Annotated in this window: 18 protein-coding genes; 9 read left to right on the top strand and 9 right to left on the bottom strand. The window is 54.4% G+C overall.

Features of this window, described 5'->3' with window-relative positions:
- The 9 genes from RJ53_RS06955 to RJ53_RS06915 form a co-directional block, all read right to left on the bottom strand.
- A partial coding sequence (locus RJ53_RS06955) for an amidohydrolase family protein (protein WP_211530903.1) occupies nt 1-603 on the bottom strand: 603 nt, incomplete at its 3' end.
- Nucleotides 604-608: 5 nt separating this feature from the next.
- Nucleotides 609-1922, bottom strand: a complete 1314-nt coding sequence (locus tag RJ53_RS06950; RefSeq protein WP_211530902.1) for a formylmethanofuran dehydrogenase subunit B — start codon at nt 1920-1922, stop codon at nt 609-611.
- 8 nt (nt 1923-1930) lie between these two features.
- Complete coding sequence (locus tag RJ53_RS06945) at nt 1931-2332, bottom strand: molybdopterin dinucleotide binding domain-containing protein (protein ID WP_211530901.1); 402 nt, start codon at nt 2330-2332, stop codon at nt 1931-1933.
- A 14-nt stretch (nt 2333-2346) separates the two neighbouring features.
- Nucleotides 2347-2772 (bottom strand): hydrogenase iron-sulfur subunit, encoded by a 426-nt coding sequence (locus RJ53_RS06940; protein WP_211530900.1) that lies wholly within the window; start codon nt 2770-2772, stop codon nt 2347-2349.
- Complete coding sequence (locus RJ53_RS06935; RefSeq protein WP_211530899.1) at nt 2773-4794, bottom strand: CoB--CoM heterodisulfide reductase iron-sulfur subunit A family protein; 2022 nt, start codon at nt 4792-4794, stop codon at nt 2773-2775.
- An 8-nt stretch (nt 4795-4802) separates the two neighbouring features.
- Nucleotides 4803-5720, bottom strand: coding sequence for a CoB--CoM heterodisulfide reductase subunit B (hdrB, locus tag RJ53_RS06930; protein ID WP_211530898.1), 918 nt, complete (start codon nt 5718-5720; stop codon nt 4803-4805).
- Nucleotides 5720-6301: a CoB--CoM heterodisulfide reductase subunit C gene (hdrC, locus tag RJ53_RS06925; protein WP_211530897.1), complete on the bottom strand. Its 582-nt coding sequence runs from the start codon at nt 6299-6301 to the stop codon at nt 5720-5722. Before hdrC ends, hdrB begins: the two co-directional genes overlap by 1 nt.
- A gap of 10 nt (nt 6302-6311) precedes the next feature.
- Nucleotides 6312-7487, bottom strand: coding sequence for a 4Fe-4S binding protein (locus RJ53_RS06920; RefSeq protein WP_211530896.1), 1176 nt, complete (start codon nt 7485-7487; stop codon nt 6312-6314).
- A gap of 31 nt (nt 7488-7518) precedes the next feature.
- The gene (locus RJ53_RS06915; protein ID WP_211530908.1) at nt 7519-7800 is read right to left on the bottom strand and encodes a 4Fe-4S binding protein; all 282 of its coding nucleotides are present in this window, start codon (nt 7798-7800) and stop codon (nt 7519-7521) included.
- Between the two features lie 519 nt (nt 7801-8319).
- On the opposite strand from RJ53_RS06915, the gene fhcD reads away from it, so the two are divergent.
- The 9 genes from fhcD (at nt 8320) to RJ53_RS06870 (ending at nt 17055) form a co-directional block, all read left to right on the top strand.
- Nucleotides 8320-9201, top strand: a complete 882-nt coding sequence (gene fhcD, locus RJ53_RS06910) for a formylmethanofuran--tetrahydromethanopterin N-formyltransferase (RefSeq protein ID WP_211530895.1) — start codon at nt 8320-8322, stop codon at nt 9199-9201.
- A gap of 193 nt (nt 9202-9394) precedes the next feature.
- Nucleotides 9395-10285, top strand: coding sequence for a methanogenesis marker protein 11 (gene mmp11 / locus RJ53_RS06905; RefSeq protein WP_211530894.1), 891 nt, complete (start codon nt 9395-9397; stop codon nt 10283-10285).
- On the top strand, nt 10267-11238 hold the full coding sequence (locus tag RJ53_RS06900; protein WP_211530893.1) for a radical SAM protein: 972 nt from the start codon (nt 10267-10269) through the stop codon (nt 11236-11238). Before mmp11 ends, RJ53_RS06900 begins: the two co-directional genes overlap by 19 nt.
- Complete coding sequence (locus RJ53_RS06895) at nt 11235-12506, top strand: thiamine pyrophosphate-dependent enzyme (RefSeq protein ID WP_211530892.1); 1272 nt, start codon at nt 11235-11237, stop codon at nt 12504-12506. Before RJ53_RS06900 ends, RJ53_RS06895 begins: the two co-directional genes overlap by 4 nt.
- Complete coding sequence (locus RJ53_RS06890) at nt 12487-13617, top strand: homocitrate synthase family protein (protein WP_211530891.1); 1131 nt, start codon at nt 12487-12489, stop codon at nt 13615-13617. The genes RJ53_RS06895 and RJ53_RS06890 overlap by 20 nt, the downstream gene beginning before the upstream one ends.
- On the top strand, nt 13614-14834 hold the full coding sequence (locus tag RJ53_RS06885; protein ID WP_211530890.1) for a 3-isopropylmalate dehydratase/homoaconitate hydratase family large subunit: 1221 nt from the start codon (nt 13614-13616) through the stop codon (nt 14832-14834). Before RJ53_RS06890 ends, RJ53_RS06885 begins: the two co-directional genes overlap by 4 nt.
- Nucleotides 14827-15297: a LeuD/DmdB family oxidoreductase small subunit gene (locus RJ53_RS06880; protein ID WP_211530889.1), complete on the top strand. Its 471-nt coding sequence runs from the start codon at nt 14827-14829 to the stop codon at nt 15295-15297. Before RJ53_RS06885 ends, RJ53_RS06880 begins: the two co-directional genes overlap by 8 nt.
- A complete protein-coding gene (locus tag RJ53_RS06875) occupies nt 15294-16100 on the top strand; it encodes a DUF7714 family protein (protein WP_211530888.1) in 807 nt (268 codons plus the stop codon). Before RJ53_RS06880 ends, RJ53_RS06875 begins: the two co-directional genes overlap by 4 nt.
- Complete coding sequence (locus RJ53_RS06870; RefSeq protein ID WP_211530887.1) at nt 16093-17055, top strand: isocitrate/isopropylmalate dehydrogenase family protein; 963 nt, start codon at nt 16093-16095, stop codon at nt 17053-17055. The genes RJ53_RS06875 and RJ53_RS06870 overlap by 8 nt, the downstream gene beginning before the upstream one ends.
- Nucleotides 17056-17082: the final 27 nt, after the last annotated feature.

Genomic DNA, 17082 nt, shown 5'->3' with positions numbered 1-17082 from the left:
ATGAACGCTTGTACAGTTCAGGCCCCAGCCCCATGCCTCGGTACCGCCGGGATTAACACATTTGATCGCATATCCCTTCGTCATCCGAAGGAGCCAGGCGATATATGCCGCGGTGTTCTCGAGCTCGCCGTTCTTGAGATACTCAAGGACGAACCAGTTGTTCCCAAAGACCGGGTAGGCACCCTGGTCGATGATCGGGGTGTCCCGCATCTCTTCATGGACATGCCGTGCATAGAACGGGGGCATCGCCGCCTCCATGACGGTGGTGTACCCCATGTTCGCATACTCGTAGCCGGTCTTGAAGACGGTCGGGACAGAGAACCCGCCCGACATCCTGCGGACACCGCGGCCAGGTTCATAGGTCGCCTGTTTCTTGTCTTCAGGGCGGAACCACCGGCCGACATTGACCTTTGGTCCGGCGACATGGGCGTGGATATCCACACCCCCGGCCATCACGGTCTTGCCGGCAGCATCGATCACCTTTGCAGATGCACCGACACTCTCGACAATCTTGCCGTCTTTGATGGCGATGTCCTTCTTATCTCCGTTGATCCCCAGGACCGGGTCGAAGACAAAACCATTTTTGATGAGATATTCTGCCATTGGTTCTACACTCCCTTGTTTTTCCTGACTTCACCAAGGACCATCGTGAGGAACTCCTGGTCGGTGAGCATCCCTTCCGGCGGGTCAACGACCTTGCGTGACTCGATTGGGACGTTATCCATCCGGTAACAGCAGCCGCCGACCTCGACACCGACGAAGGCGACCGGGACATGCAGTTTGCAGACCGCGGTCGTCGGGGTGAGATGGGGGTCGATGGCAACCGATGGGAGCTGTGCAATCTTCTTCACCGAGCTGATCGGGAAGTGCGCACCGGGGTCAGACCCGAGGACGAAGACGGCATCGACTTCATCCCGGATGAGCAGATCGTTTGAACTGGTCTCGCCGGGGTTATACCGGGCGACACCACGGGAGAGATCGACACAGAACGGGAACCCGAACTGCCAGCCGAGGACCTCGCCTGAGCCGGTGACGTTGTAGTGGCCCCGCATCGGCATAATGGCCGCTTTGGTGTAGTCGTTTAAGTCGCGGGTCAGCCCGATTGCGATATCGATGTTATGGTTCTTGCCCAGTGACTGGGTGACACCCATCCCGAAGTAGATGATCACAAACCTGCCGCTCTTTAAGAGGTCGGCTGCTTCGTAGATCTGGTCTTTTGGAATGCCTGCAACGAAATCCGGAAGTTTTTCGCCACGGAACGCGACCCGGAATGCGGAGAGAAGTTCGTAGTCACGACCCTGTTCAAGCTGGAGATGTGCATCGGCAAGGGATGCGGTATCGGTCTTGCGTGGGTCAACGACGACGACCTTTCTGCTCTTTGAGCCCTTCCCGGTGAAGAATCCACGGGGGTAGACCGAGTACCGGGACATATGCCGTGGGTGGGCGTGTGCCGGGTTGCAGCCCCAGAAGACGACACGGTCGGCACGGTTCATCGCTTCGCCGAGGGTGCAGGATGGAATCCCGACGTCCTGGACGGCGATGAGTGATGACCCGTGGCAGACGGTCGCGGTGTTGTCCACCATGCCGCCGACGGCTTCGGCGATCTCATGACCGACACTCTGTGCCTCACAGGAGGTTGAGGACCAGCCATACATCAGGGGTTTCTTTGCGTCACAGAGGATCTTTGCGGTGTATTTTGCCGCCTCCTCGTAGGAGACCTCGGTCCAGTTACCGTCGTCATCCTGCATCCGTGGCCGGGTGATCCGGTCTTCTGCCTGGGAATGAAGGAACTTCTCTGCACCGATGGCACAGGCATGATAGACCTCTTTGATCTTCCTGCCGTCATCGGAGAGCTCGATCTCAAGATCGTCACAGAGCGTTCCGCAGAAGGTGCATATTACGTCTGATACAATATTTGCCATATTCTGCCTCACACCTTGAGTCCGCACGCCCTGCGAACGAGTTCCTGGGAGTCATAGATCGGCTCGTTGATTGCCACCTCAATCTCGATGGGTGTTCCCTTAAAGGTCGGCATACCGGTTGAGTATGTGTTTGGATCAACGACCATGTTTGACCATGGCCCCATCGGCATGTAGGCATCGCCAGGGTGGAGACCCTGGTCTGCTACTACGGCCTTGACGGTGACGCTGCCAAACTCGTTTGAGACGCGGACGTTTGTGTTCTTCCAGACGTTGAGTCTCTTCATATCCTCAGGGGTCATCTCGATGATGGCGCAGGCCTTTGTATAGGCCTTCTTCTCTTTGCCGCCCTCCATCGTGGCTCCCTGCTGAATGGTACGTCCGGTGAGCAGGTTCAATGTAATCTTTGTCACGTTTCCAGCCTCCTCTATTCGTATCCGAACTCCTTGAGCGGGCTTGGTCCAAGTTCTTTGACTGTCTTGACGACATCGGTAACGACTTGTGCCCACTTTGCTCCCTCAGAAGCTGAGACGAATGTCATTCTGAGCCGCTTGTCTTCAAGTCCCATGTTCTTGAGGACACTCTTCATGAGGAACATCCTCTTTGCCGCCTTGTAGTTTCCTTCAAGGTAGTGGCAGTCTCCGAAGTGGCATCCTGAGATGAGAACCCCGTCTGCTCCGTCGATGAATGCCTTCATGATGAAGAGGGTATCGACCCGTCCTGTACACATGACACGCACTGTCCTGATGTCAGGCGGGTACTGTGTCCGTGCACTCCCTGCCAGGTCTGCACCTGCGTAGGAACACCAGTTGCAGATGATCCCGAAGATCTTTGGCTTCCACTCGTCTGACATTTACTGTTCACCTCCAAGGAGGAACGCATCAATCTGGGCAACAATCTGGGGTGTGCTGAAGTGCTGCATCCAGATTGCACCGCCGGGGCAGAACCCTCCGCATGTCCCGCATCCTTTGCACTTTGCCTCTGTCACCTGCATAACCTCGCGGCCATCCTTCTCGACGAGAGCGAGTGCTGAATATGGACACTGGTCGATGCACATTCCACAGCCTGCACACTTCTCTTCGATACACATGGCGAAGTATGGCTCAAGCTCGACCTCTCCGACATGGATCGGAATCGATGCTGCTGCCGCTGCTCCTTCTGCCTGTGCTACCGTGTCAGGAATATCCTTTGGTCCCTGACAGACACCTGCGAGGAAGACACCTGCTGTTGTTGTACCGCATGGGTTCAGCTTGGGGTGACCTTCAAGGAGCCATCCGTCCCCGGAACATGAGATACCGAAGAGGTTTCTGACATGTGTTGTCTCTGCTGTTGGCTGTACTGCCGATGCGAGAACAACCATATCCAGCTCGATATCGACCGGCTGGCCAAGGAGCGTATCCTCGGTGATGACATGGAGGTTCTTGGTGATCGGATCCTCTTCGATCTTAGCGACACGTCCACGGATGAACTTCGCTCCCTCGTCCTGGATACGGTAGTAGAACTCCTCGTACATCTTTCCGAAGGATCGGATATCCATGTAGAAGATGTATGGCTGTGCACCCGGAATCTTCTCATGTATCTGGTGGGCGTGCTTGAGCGAGTACATACAGCAGAACCTGCTGCAGTATGGCTTGCCGATACCGGTGTTGTCCCGTGATCCCGCACAGAGAACGAACCCGACTCTCTTTGGCGTCTCTCCGTCGCTTGGCCTGATCACTTTACCGCCGGTCGGTCCTGACGCACAGATGAGACGTTCAAACTCGAGTGCGTTGATGACATTGTCGTAGCGCTTGTATCCCCACTCGGTCTTCTTCTCGACCGGGAAGAGTTCGTATCCGACGGCAAGAACTGCTGTACCTACCTTGACGGTGACAAATTCGTCCTGCATCTCGAGATCGATGGCCTTCTTGTCGCCACAGATATCGACACAGAGGTTACACTTCACACAGGAGTCGAAATCAACCGTGTAGATGAGTGGAACAACCTGTGCGTGGTAGATATAGATCGCCTTTCGTGGCGCCATTCCCATCTCGAACGGGTTTGGCTTGATGACGGGGCAGACTCCTTCACAGTCTCCACAGCCGTTGCATCCTCCACCGACGATACCGCGTGCCTCAGCCTCGGCAGGGGTGAGGACACCACGTGCCTTCTTCCGGAGTGTGATATCGAAATTTCCGATATATCCCTCGACCTTCTCGACCTCGGTATAGGTCATCAGTTCGATGTTTGGATGTCTGTCGATATCCACCATCTTTGGTGTCAGGATACACTGTGAACAGTCGAGTGTCGGGAAGGTCTTGTCAAGCTGCGACATCCTGCCGCCGATTGTCGGTGACTTCTCGATAAGATAGGTCTTGATCCCTGAGCTTGCAAGATCGAGTGCTGCCTGAATACCTCCGACACCGGCTCCGACGACCATTGCGGTATGCTCGACCGGCACGGACTTTGGATAGAGATCCTCAAGGAGTGATGCCTTGGCAACTGCCATCTTGAGAGCATCCTTTGCCTTGTCGGTTGCACCCTGCCTGTCATGCATGTGGACCCATGAGTTCTGCTCACGGATGTTTGCCATCTCGAACCTGAACGGATTCAGTCCACCCTCTTTGGATGCTGTCCTGAATGTCGGCTCGTGGAGACGTGGAGAACATGCGGCAACGACGACACCGGTGAGATTGTACTCTTTGATGTCCTCTTCGATCTTCTTCTGTCCCGGGGTTGAACACATGTACTGGTATTCGTCTACCCGGACGACATTTGGAATTCCTTTTGAAAACTCTTCAAGTTCCTTAATGTCGATAGAACCAGCGATGTTGGTACCACAGTGACAGATATATACACCAACTCGTGGTTTTTGTGATTTTGCTTCGTCAACCATAGTGCACCTCACTGGAGTTTGTTCAGGAATGGTTCGCAGGAGATTCCATGGAGATCAAGTGCGAGATCCTGCGGGCTCATGCCCTGTGCAAGGCCAAGCAGTTCATTGAAGTGGAGAACAGGAATCGTCCACTCGACACCGAACTTCTCTCCGATCTCGATCTGGCCCCGGTCAAACTGGAGCTGACAGAATGGGCAGACTTCGGTGATTGCGTCCGCACCGACCTCATTCATATTGATCAGCTTCTCGTTGGTGATGTCGAGGGCATGTGCAATATCATAGCCCCGGACACCGCCGCCTGCGCCACAGCACTGCATCTTGTTGCGGTACTGGACCGGCTCTGCACCAAGTGCGCCAACGAGCTCTTCCATCCACATCGGGTTCTCGGTATCTCCGACCGCCTCGACCTCAAACTCACGGTCTTTCCGTGGTTTCAGCAGGTGGCATCCGTAGTGGACGGCGATCTTGACACCCTTGAGGGGTGTTGTCACGCTGTCGGCGAGTTTTGCCACACCACAGACTGCCTCATCATAGTAGATCTCAGCAAGGTGGCGGACATCGATGGTTCCTTTAAACTCCATATCGATCTCTTTGAGGACTTCGTTGACGTCGTCCCTGAGCTCGTCATGGTGTTTGAGCTTGTGGTTAACCTCCCAGATTGACTTGTAACAGCCGTTGCAGATGAGAGCGATATCCATATTCATCTGCTCTGCGAGGACGAGGTTGCGTGCCGCCATCGCGTACCAGACCTTGAGGTCGATGGACCCGAATGCACCTGGTGCAGGACAGCATGATGCGCCTTTGAGAGGGAGAAGTTCGATACCGACGTTCTTACTGGTCTTGATGGCAGCTGCCTCAATGCCAGGGTACCGGTTTGGTGCGATGCATCCAAGGAAGAATGCGTATTGGTGTGTTTTTCCTGACATTACTGACCCTCCGCCAGAATTTCATCAGCTTTGTCCTTCAGGCCATAGTGGTCGAGGATCTTCTGAATTCCTGGAATGAAGTCCGGATATTTTGCTGTCGTCTCGGGTTCTGCTTCGAGTCCGAGCCTGACACGGGCTGCACGGTTCACATCGTTATTTGGAACCCCGTGCCCGGTCTTATAGATGAACTGAACAGTGTTTAGGAAGTTTCGTGGGACAATCTCGCGCTTAAATGCGAGATTTCTCATCGCCATGATAACATCTGTCGGGGCGATGTCACGGGGGCACCGGTCAGTGCATGAGTAGCAGGTGGTGCAGAGCCAGAGATCCGGGTCTGTCAGTGCATCATTCTCAAGTCCGAGGACGGCCCGGCGGACAAACTTCCGTATCCGATACGAACTCCTCGGTGCTGATGGGCATGACCCTGTGCATGTGCCACACTGGTAGCACATATGAGGGATGGTCATCGAGATCTTCTCTACATTCTCGAGAAAGTCATCGGATGATTCTTCTGGGCGGTAATATCTGTCGGCAAGCCTGACAGACAGGGTTTCGTCGGAGTAACCTTTTGCTTTTGCCATAATGAAAACCTCACGCAGTCTCCATTCTCTTCAGCTGAACCTCTCCGATCTTTGCCTGGTCTTCCCGAACCTGGGATGTCCGTGGAGTCAGAAGCTTCGCTTTGATCGTCTTGAAAAGGTCCGTCTCTTTACCTTTGACCCTGATTCCGGTTCTCTTGAGAACGATGATGTCTTCACCCGGACAGGCGTTGACACATGCGCCACAGAGCATGCAGAAGTCCTTGTTCACGGCAATAACATCTTCCTGCTCCCTCTTCAGCTCCTTTGCGGGCTTTGGAGTTGGCAGATAGATTGCATTACATGGGCATACTTCAACACAGGTTGAGCATCCTGACGGGCACTTGTCTGCATTGAAGGTGATGTCTCCCTCAAAGATCTTCTCGACGGTGATCGCCTCTTCCGGACAGTTCTGTGAACACCAGGTACAGGTACAACATTCTTCCTGGATGATCGTGACTGTTCCGGGAAGCTTCTTGGACTCGACCGTCCTCTTGACGGTGATCGCCTCTTCCGGACATGCCTCTGCACAGATGTTGCATGCATCACAGAGGTCCTCGGTCCAGATGACTTCTCCATCAACGGTCCCGGTCTCGGCGGTGAAGGGTTTGTGCTTCACATCGATAGCCGGGCAGAGTGCACCACAGATACCGCAGTAGTTGCATTTCTCGTCATCAACGACAAATTCGGTCTTCGCCGTCAATGCGTTCTGGCGTGCAACACCCTCATCATCTGCTCCCTCAAATAAGGGGACATCGCGGTCAATTGCCTCACGTGGGCAGATCTCGTCACAGATGGTACAACGGACACATTTCTCGTCATCGATCACTGTGACCATATCATACTGTGGGAAGCCTTCATTCTCCAGAATCGGAAGTTTCTCTTCTCCATCTATCTCCAGGGACAGTGCATTGAACGGGCACATAATGACGCAGACACCACAGTAGGAGCACTTCTCAGCATCGACGCTTACGGGGGCGTCATCTACTGTTGAAATAGCTCCCCTGCGGATTGCTCCGACCAGGCCAAGGGAGATTGCATCTTCCGGGCAGGCCTCGACACAGATGCCACATCCTGTGCAGGTTTCGCTGTCTAAGATCAGGTTATTCGTATGCTGCAGGAGCTTCTGCTCCATAACAACCTTTACGCCGTCTCTTGTCCTGGAGAACTTTGGGTACAAATTGCTCATAGCCATTTAAAATCCCTCTCTTCTCCTCCAATCAGTGGTAAGCTCCGGCACCCTGAACAGGCGCCCGGACGGTCTCCCACGGTCCTACCAGTCGAATAACATTGTATGGACATGCCTCGACGCATACGCCGCATCCGGCGCAGAGCTCGCTGTTGACGTCAAGTACGATTGCCTTTCCGTCGCGTACAGAGTAGATCTTGTCTTTGGTGACGGGATCGACAGTGTAGAGCTCTAATGCGTTTACCGGGCATGCAACAACACAATTGTTACAACCAGTACAACGCTCCAAATTGATATGCATTGCAAACGCCATGCTATCATGCACCAGCCTTTCTATCGATATAAAATCGATTACAGGAATTGTTGTTAGATAAGATAGATAAACTTTCTTAATTTTTCTGGAGTTTATCTCCATGATAATCTCCACAGATTAAGATATAATAGTTAATTTCCTCTCATGATGCCGTCAAAGTGCTTTCTTTAAGGGGGTTCATTATGCGCTCTGATACGGGAAAAGAAGATATTTATTGTAAAAATTATATGTCATCGAAATACCTGCACAACCGGTCTCGTATCTCTGTTCCTCTGTTTATGAGGATGATCATATGCGTCCCGGGTCGGATCATACCCGGGGGATGGATCATCATCTGCCGGAGATCATCACCCGGAATCAGATGAGGAGAATCCGTATTGCCCGCATCAAAACCCCTCATCTGATCATTTATTATTGTTGCCTGAGCCGGATGCCCATCTGAAGATACTCCGTCGGAAGTACAAAGAGAAATCTTCTTTTATCCATCCCCCTCATCTAATCATAGACGAAGGTGTCACAATGGAGTACAATGGAGTTATTATTGAGAATACCTACGCAGAAGGGTTCCCGACCTGGGTCTCCCGCGTAATCATAACCGCAGTAACGAAGGAATGGGCCTATAAGGCAGCAGTGGAAGCAACCGGATTTGCAACATCCACCATCGGATGCCCCGCTGAGGCAGGCATCGAGCGGTTCGTTCCTGCAGAAGAGACGCCCGACGGAAGGCCAGGGTATGCAATCCTCATCTGTGTCGGAAAGAAGAAACTGAAGGAGCAGCTCGTTGAGCGTATCGCCGAGTGCGTTCTGACAGCCCCGACGACTGCGGCTTTCAATGGCCTTGATGCAGAAGAGAAACTTCCGGTGAAGCTCCACTTCTTCGGTGACGGCTTTGAGTCAAAGGTGACCGTTGGTGACCGTGAATGCTGGTCGATCCCGATCATGGGCGGCGACTTCATCATCGAGGAGGAGTACGGAGCAGTGAAGGGTGTTGCTGGTGGAAACTTCCTGATATTTGGTGAGAACCAGATGGCAGCACTCGTTGCAGCAGAGGCAGCGGTCGATGCTATTGCACTCGTGCCAGGTGTCATCACCCCCTTCCCCGGCGGTATCGTCTCAAGTGGTTCAAAAGTCGGGAGCAAGAAGTACAAGTTCATGGGAGCTTCCACCAACGAGGCCTTCTGTCCGACCATCCGCGAGAAGGTCGAAGGTACCGAAGTTCCTGAAGGTGTCGGTTCAATCTACGAGATCGTCATCGATGGTGTCGATGAGGCTGCTGTAAAGGCAGCGATGGCAGCCGGTGTCAAAGCGGCATGCAAGGTACCTGGCGTCAAACAGATCTCTGCTGGAAACTACGGTGGATCCCTCGGTCCATTCAAGTTCCAGCTCCATGAACTCTTTTAATCCTTTTTTTCCCGGCAGGATCGAACACCTTATATGATCTTGTAGCCGATTATTCTGTTAACGAAATTATCGGCAATACGGAAGGTTCAGATCCAAAGCCCGACTTCTCCTGAGAATGAAGGTTCATCCATCGCAGCCGATCTGATCGTACGATTCACCATATCATGGATTACTCATATACTGGCGGCTCATCATGAAGAGTAGTAATGACCCGTATTCAATAATATACCCCGAGATCCTCGGGATTGCATCAGAGGATGGAGCGTCTGTCGAACTGATCGAACGGTTTGACTGTATCGGAGGGGCGATGTGGGTGAGACATCACTATGCGAAGAGTCCCCTTGTCCGGCATGTCAGGACCATCGGCCTGACGAACCGGTACCTTCTCACACCGGGAGCCGTCGATCTTGATCTCGTCGGCTCACGGTTCCCCGCTGGTATCGCCCGGGTTTCTGCCTCTGATTCTGAGATAGGAATCACCTATATCGGTATGGGGGGTGGAGGCGTCGGGGCCTCCATCTGCCGGGCCGGTGCAACCGGAGTGATCCGCTCAGAGTCGGATCCCTGTGGTGGCGGAAAGATTGCCGGTTCACGGATCGTCCTTCCACGCCGTCAGCGGCTGATCATCGGTGTTGACGATACCGATACCCCGGATGCAGGGGCAACCTGGACCCTCTGCCATAATATCGCAGAGGCAGTTGAGGATAACGCAACCCGGTACCTCTCCCATACCATCACCCAGCTTTACCCGGTCGCCTACAGGACAAAGAACTGTGTCGCGGTTGCATGTGAATTTGCAACGACTGATCCTTTGGGATGTATCGATCGGTTTGAGAAACTCCTCATGGAGCATACCCTCTCCGATGAGACGGGGATGGCGGCATATAGCGGTTTTGATCCCTCCCCTCTTCTTGAATACGGATGGAAGGTGAAACGTGGTGAGATCACCCGGTCAGAGATGGATGACCTCCTCCCGCTTCTCGATGTCAGATCCGCCGGGCGGGGACTGATCGGTGCAGTTGCAGCGATTCCGTTTGCAACACGGTTTGACGAGGCACTCCTCTTATGCGATGGCACGAACTAAAGGCAGAGCTCCTTGCAACCGGATCATGCAGAATCACCGGTGCCGATGCATCATCCTATATTGAGCGGTCCGCTGCCGGCCCGGGCGCAGGCGGTTCCGGCTCAGTCTTCTTCTCGACAGGTGGCAGAAGGATCCGGCTCTCCGTATCTCCTCACTCTCCAATAGAGATCCGGCATCTTGGCGATGGTCAGGCGATCATTCGGCACGGATCAGCCGAGTGCACAGGAATCCTTGAGCAGGTCGGTCTTCACTGCCCCCGCCAGGCATATATCACTATTACCGGGAGGTGTATCTTCTCTTGTAAATACTGTCCTGTCCCTGGAACTGATGGGAGGATCAAAACACCGGATGAGATTGCAGCGATGATCGCCGGTGTCCGGGAGAGGATCGATGCAATATCCCTGACAAGCGGCGTCTTCGAATCGATCGATGATGAGGAGCGGCGGGTGCGTGCCGTTCTGAAAAGGATCGGGGAGCAGGAGATACCGGTCGGTGTCTCCATCTATCCGGGCCGGGATACGCCGGATAATCTCTATGCAGACGGTGTTTCAGAGGTGAAGTTCAACCTGGAGGCGGCAACACCCACCCTTTTTGATGAGATGTGCCCGGGTCTCTCCTGGGATGGTGTTATCCGGGCACTCGATCGCTCTGTCGAACTCTTTGGGGAAGGGCATGTCTTCTCAAATGTGATCATCGGCCTTGGAGAGAGCGATGAGGAGATGGAGGCATGCATCGAACTTCTCACCGGGCGGGGAGTGATCCCGGTACTCCGCCCTCTCACCCCCGCCGCTGCCCTGCAGTCCTTTACGCGGCCGGGAAGAGATCGTCTGCTCAGAACCGCAGCTCTCCATGCCCGATGGCTGAAGAAGGCGGGGCTTGATACACGGACTGCAGAGACGATGTGTACCCTTTGCACAGGATGCGACATCGTCCCTGGGAGGGATCGTCCATGAAAGGGCATGAGGTAATTGCTCACCATCTGAAAGAATGTGCCGAGGCGATCTATACCGTCCCCGGCTACCCGGTAACGGAGATTGGAACTGTGGTATCCGCAGAGACGGTCATCAACGAGAAGGTCGCCCTTGAGTATGCCCTGGGCGATTCCCTTTCAGGACGGCGATCTGCGGTCATCGTCAAACATGTCGGGATGAATGCCCTCGCTGATCCCCTCATCAATGCAACAACCCAGGGGCTCATCGCGGGTGTTGTCATCATCGTCGGTGATGATCCTCTTGCAGCCTATTCACAGAATGCCCAGGATTCACGGTATTATGGTGAGATTGCACAATGCCCGGTGATCGAGCCTGGTGAAGAGACGGTGAACGAGGCCGTGGCGACCGCATTTGAAGTATCAGAACGCTTCTCAAGGATTACAATCCTTCGGCTCACCCCAAAACTCCTTGATGCCGAGACCGAATGTGGCGATACCATCCAGATGATACGAAAAGGACGTTTGGCAGAGGCTGATCTGACGATAGCAGGCAGGATGACCCGTGCTGAGAAGGGAACCGGCGGACTCTTCGCATGGGCTGCAGGGTCTGGTCTGAACAGGATCAGAGAGGGTGATACCGGTGTTGGTGCTGTATTGGCACCCTCTCATGTCACCATCTCCTATCCTCCACCCAGACTGCCTCCCGGATCAAAGATCCTTGAGATAGGAAGACCATTTGTGCGGGAACACCAGGCGCTCCTCCCCCCGCCGGTCTCCAGAAACTCAGAACGCTTCTCAGATCGCGGGTATTTCCGGACATTCTGCACAGCCTGTCCGTACCGCCCGCTCTTCTCGATTCTGGTGAAGCGGGGTATGAAAGTCATCCCCGATATCGGCTGTTCGCTCCTCCTGATGAATCCTCCTTATCAGGCGGGTATTGCAAGTTATGGTCTCGGCTCGTCGGTTGCAGTCGCGGCGAAGAGCACCCGTGTTGCGGTTATCGGTGATGGAGCTTTCCTTCATTCAGGGCTGAATGCCCTCATCGACTCCTTTGAGAAGGGCAATCCGCTCCTCTGTATCGTCCTTGAAAATCATTGTATGGCCATGACCGGCGGCCAGAGATCATATGATATCCGCCGGTACCTGGCATGGGCAGATCCGGTCATCATCCCTGCCGAAGATACCGATGCCCTTGAAACAATCCTCTCCCTTCCATTGGAAGGTCCAAAGATCGTCATCGTTGAAGGTTCATGCCCGGAGGGTGCCTGTTATGAAAAAGTGGAATGTTGAGATATGTGATGTAACGCTCCGGGATGGTGAACAGACTCCTGGTGTATCCTTCTCCGCTGAGGAGAAGTGCCGGATTGCAGGATTGCTTGACAGCGTCGGTGTTGATGTCATCGAGGCAGGTTTTCCTGTCGTCTCAAAGAATGAGGCTGCCTGTGTGCAGAAGATCGTTGATCTGGATCTTGATGCACGCATCTGCTGCCTCTCACGCGCATTGAAGGATGATATCGACTGTGCGATCCGCTGCGACATTGATATGGTCAGTATCTTCATCGCGACATCGGATCTGCATATGAAGATCAAATACAAAAAGCCGCGGGAAGAGGTCCTTGCAGGAGCGCTTGAGATGATCGAGTATGCCCATGATCACGGCCTCCAGGTTCGTTTTGCCGCAGAAGATGCATCACGGACGGACCTTGCTTTCCTTCGCGAGATGTACGCACAAGGTGCTGAATACGGTGCCAATTACGTCTCATATGCTGACACCGTCGGGTGCCTGACTCCCCTTGAGATGAGCCGGATCGTCGATGATCTCCTCACCGATCTCAGTATTCCGCTCTGTATTCATTGTCACGATGATATGGGATGTGCAACCGCAAATACCATCACCGCAGCAGAACGGGGTGCATACCAGCTTCATACCACCGTCAACGGGATCGGTGAACGTGCAGGAAACGCATCGCTTGAGGAGGTGCTGACCGCAATCCGTTTCAAAGGGGGTGTTGACCGGTATGATCTCTCCCACCTTCTGACATTGAGCCACGCCGTCTCGGAGGCATCAGGGATCCCCATATCAAAGACGAAGGCTATCGTCGGAGAGCATGCCTTTGCACATGAGTCCGGGATACATATTGCGGCACTCATCGAGGATTCCTCGACCTATGAGTATATCCATCCCGCACTTGTCGGGGGCCAACGCCACTACATCCTTGGAAAACATACCGGAAAGAAGGCGATCGCCCATATCCTCAGGTCGATGGGCCATGACATCTCCGAAGCACAGATCTGCTGGATCCTGGATCAGGTCAAGTCGAGGGGGGAGAACAAATGCAGCATCACCCATGACCTCCTCCTCTCGCTCATTCATCAGGCTGATAGTGAGGTGGCACAATGAGCAGAACCCTTACAGAACGGATACTTCATGGGAATGCCGGTGAGTATGTCGATGCCCGCGTGGATCGGGCATATGTCCATGATGGAACCGGTGTCCTTACCCTCGCCTCTTTCCGTGAGATGGGGGTGCCGATAGGAATCGACCCGGCACGGATCTCCGTCCTCTTTGACCATATATGTCCGGCCAACAATGGAACGACCGCAGATCTCCAGCGGGAACTTCGCCAGTACGCCTCATCAGCAGGCGTCCTCTTCTCAGATTGTGGGGGGGGCATCTGCCACCAGATTATGAGCGAAGGGTGTATCCTCCCTGGTGAGGTGGTGGTTGGTGCAGACTCACATTCCTGTACAGGCGGTGCATTCGGGGCGTTTGCGACCGGTGTCGGTGCCACCGATATGGCAGCAATCTGGGCTTCGGGAGAGACATGGTTCCGGGTGCCCGAGACGATCGGGATCTCACTGGAAGGCACCCTCTCCGGAGGTGCAGAAGCAAAAGATGTCGCCTTAAACGTCGTCTCCCGCCTCGGAATGGAGGGTGCCACATATGCGGCACTCGAATATACCGGTCCGGGTGCAGAAACGATCGATATGGAGGGGAGACTCTGTATCTGCAACATGGGTGTTGAGACCGGGGCAAAAAATGCACTTTTTTATGCAGATCCGGTCTGTCGTGAGTACCTTGCAGGATATGGTCATCATGTAGAGACGCAGGTACCGGAAGACTGTTCCTATCGCGAAGAGTGTATTATCGATCTCGATGATATCGTCCCGCTCGTTGCGCTTCCCCACCGTGTCGATTCGACCCGTCCGGTCGCTGATCTTGCAGGTACAGAGGTGGACCAGGTTCTCCTTGGAACCTGCACAAACGGCAGGTATACAGATCTCAAACGGTTTGCGGAGATGGTCCGGGGATCAAAGGTGAAGGTCCGGACGATCGTCGTCCCGGCATCCGCTTCAGTCCTCCTCCGTGCCACAGAGGATGGGATCATTGCCGATCTCATCGCTGCAGGCTGCATGGTGGTGACACCGGGGTGCGGTCCCTGTCTTGGCATTCATAGCGGTGTCCTCGGTGAAGGCGAGGTCTGCCTCTCAACGGCAAACCGTAACTTTAAAAACCGGATGGGCGTCGGTGGAGAGATCTACCTTGCATCTCCCGCGACCGCTGCGGCGACTGCTCTGACAGGCTCTATCACCGAACCGGAGGTCTTCCATGCTTAAAGGAGAGGTAATCTGCCTTGGATCCGACATCGATACCGATCTTGTCATTGCAGGCCGGTATCTCAGGACGAAGGAGAGAGCTGTCTGGGCCGCCCATGTCTTTGAAGATCTCGATCCGACACTCGCCCCCCGGCTCTCAGGCGCTGTTATCGTCGCCGGCCGGAACTTCGGTTGCGGCTCATCACGGGAACAGGCACCGATTGCCCTGAAGGAGGCCGGGGTGGTTGCCGTCATCTCCCCCCTCTTTGCCCGGATATTCTTCAGAAACGCAATCAACGTCGGTTTGCCGGTTCTTGAGGCCGATATCCCGTCATGCAGCGATGGTGATGAGATCAGGATTGATCTCGAAGCCGGGTCGTTTGAGCTTTGTGGAACGACGTATCCATTCACCCCACTCTCCCCCCGGATGCGTGAGATCCTCACTGCCGGAGGCCTCGTCAATTACTGGAGGGGGAAGGCATGATCTTTCCTCCTGAATGCAAGGTTGTTGGCCATGCCTTTGAGAAGCCGGTCGGGGATCGGGTCTACTTTCTCTCTCAATACCTCGTCAGGAGGGTGGAAGAGGGATTTGAACTCCTGAAAGTCACCCCGGATCCGGATGGGATCGGGATGATGCGTGATATTCTTCATGAAGAGGTGCTTGCCACCGTGGGTGAGACGATCCTCTATTCTGAAAGGGTCAATCAGCATGACCGGGCAGGCATGGTCCGTCGGGCTCTCTCAACCGGGAAACGGTGTACCATCTTCGGGGCGATGGATGAGCATATGAATTTCGTCCTCGATCCTGATCTCTCCCTCTTTCAGACAGTACATGTCTATGATATCCGCCCACCCAGGGCGAACCTCTCGGTGACGATCGAGGAGCTTGAAGAGGCCGGGCTTCTTGGAGAACTCAACTGCACCTTCTCCCATCATATCCGGGATATCTCAACGATCAATGCCGATGTCTTCCCCTGCCGGGCAGGCGGTTTCACCAGAACACTCGATATGGATCGGATGACGGGGGGTGAGCGGGTCGCCGGATGCCTGACCGGGAAGCAGTTATATGAAGAGTGCTATGGCACCAACTACTCCCGTATTGATATCTGCCCCCTCTCGCAGGTCACTGAAGAGCCGTTCATTGCCAGGTGCTGTAGAAAAGAGAGGGGTGGTATCGGAGAGTATAACGGGTATTTTGGTGCAGTCGTTCACTGGGGCGCCTCTCCAAAGACCGTCCTTGATGCGGTCTATGCAATGATGGCGGCATGGAGGGAACGACATGGTTAGAATAGCTGTTGTTCCCGGCGACGGCATTGGCCGTGAGGTGATCCCGGTTGCAGAGGCAGTGCTTGCCTCCCTTCACCCTGACTGGGACTTCTTTGACGTCGAGGTCGGATATGCCAGATGGCAGAGGACAAAAACAGCATGTACGGATGATGATATCAGCGCGTTGAAGAGTGCGGATGCAATCCTCTTTGGTGCGGTGACGACACCCCCTGATCCCTGCTATGACTCCGTCATCCTGAGGATCAGGCAGGAACTCGATCTCTACGCCAACCTCCGGCCTGTGAAAGGTGAAGGCTTTGATATCATGGTGGTGCGTGAGAATTCCGAGGGTCTCTACTCCGGGATCGAGTGGCGTGAGCGGGATCGCGCCTGCACGGTCCGTGTCGTCTCGGTTGCCGGGAGTACGCGTATCGGGCGGTACGCCTCCCGCCTGGCAGCTGCACGAGGGGTTCCCCTCACCATCGGAAATAAGGCAAATGTCCTCAAATCAGATATCCTTTTCCGGGAGATCTGCTCTGCCGAGGCATCCCGGGCAGGTGTATCTTATGAGGCAAGGTACATCGATGCCCTCGCCCTTGACATCCTGATGCATCCGGACCGCTACCATGTCATCGTCACCACGAACATCTTCGGGGATATCCTCTCTGATGTGGCAGGGTATCTCGTCGGAGGGCTCGGGATGCTCCCGTCAGCAAATATCGGGGATCAGCTTGCCCTCTTTGAACCTGTCCATGGTTCGGCACCTGATATTGCAGGCCAGGGGATCGCAAACCCGATCGCCGCTGTCAGGAGTGCGGCGATGCTCCTTGATCATCTCGGCTATGCAGGCGAGGCAGAGAGGATTGAGGAGGCGATACAGTCTCTTCTCCATTCGGGGATTAAAACCCCTGATCTTGGTGGAGAGGCAACGACAGAGGAGTTTGGAGCCGCGCTTCTTCTGGCCCTCGGATTCTGACCTCCCGATTGCCCGCACCAATATCCT

This window comes from Methanocalculus chunghsingensis, from assembly GCF_018132105.1.
GTDB classification, from domain to species: Archaea; Halobacteriota; Methanomicrobia; order Methanomicrobiales; family Methanocorpusculaceae; genus Methanocalculus; species Methanocalculus chunghsingensis.
Note: the sequence above shows the minus strand (reverse complement) of the source record. Positions and strands in the feature narration are given on the sequence as shown.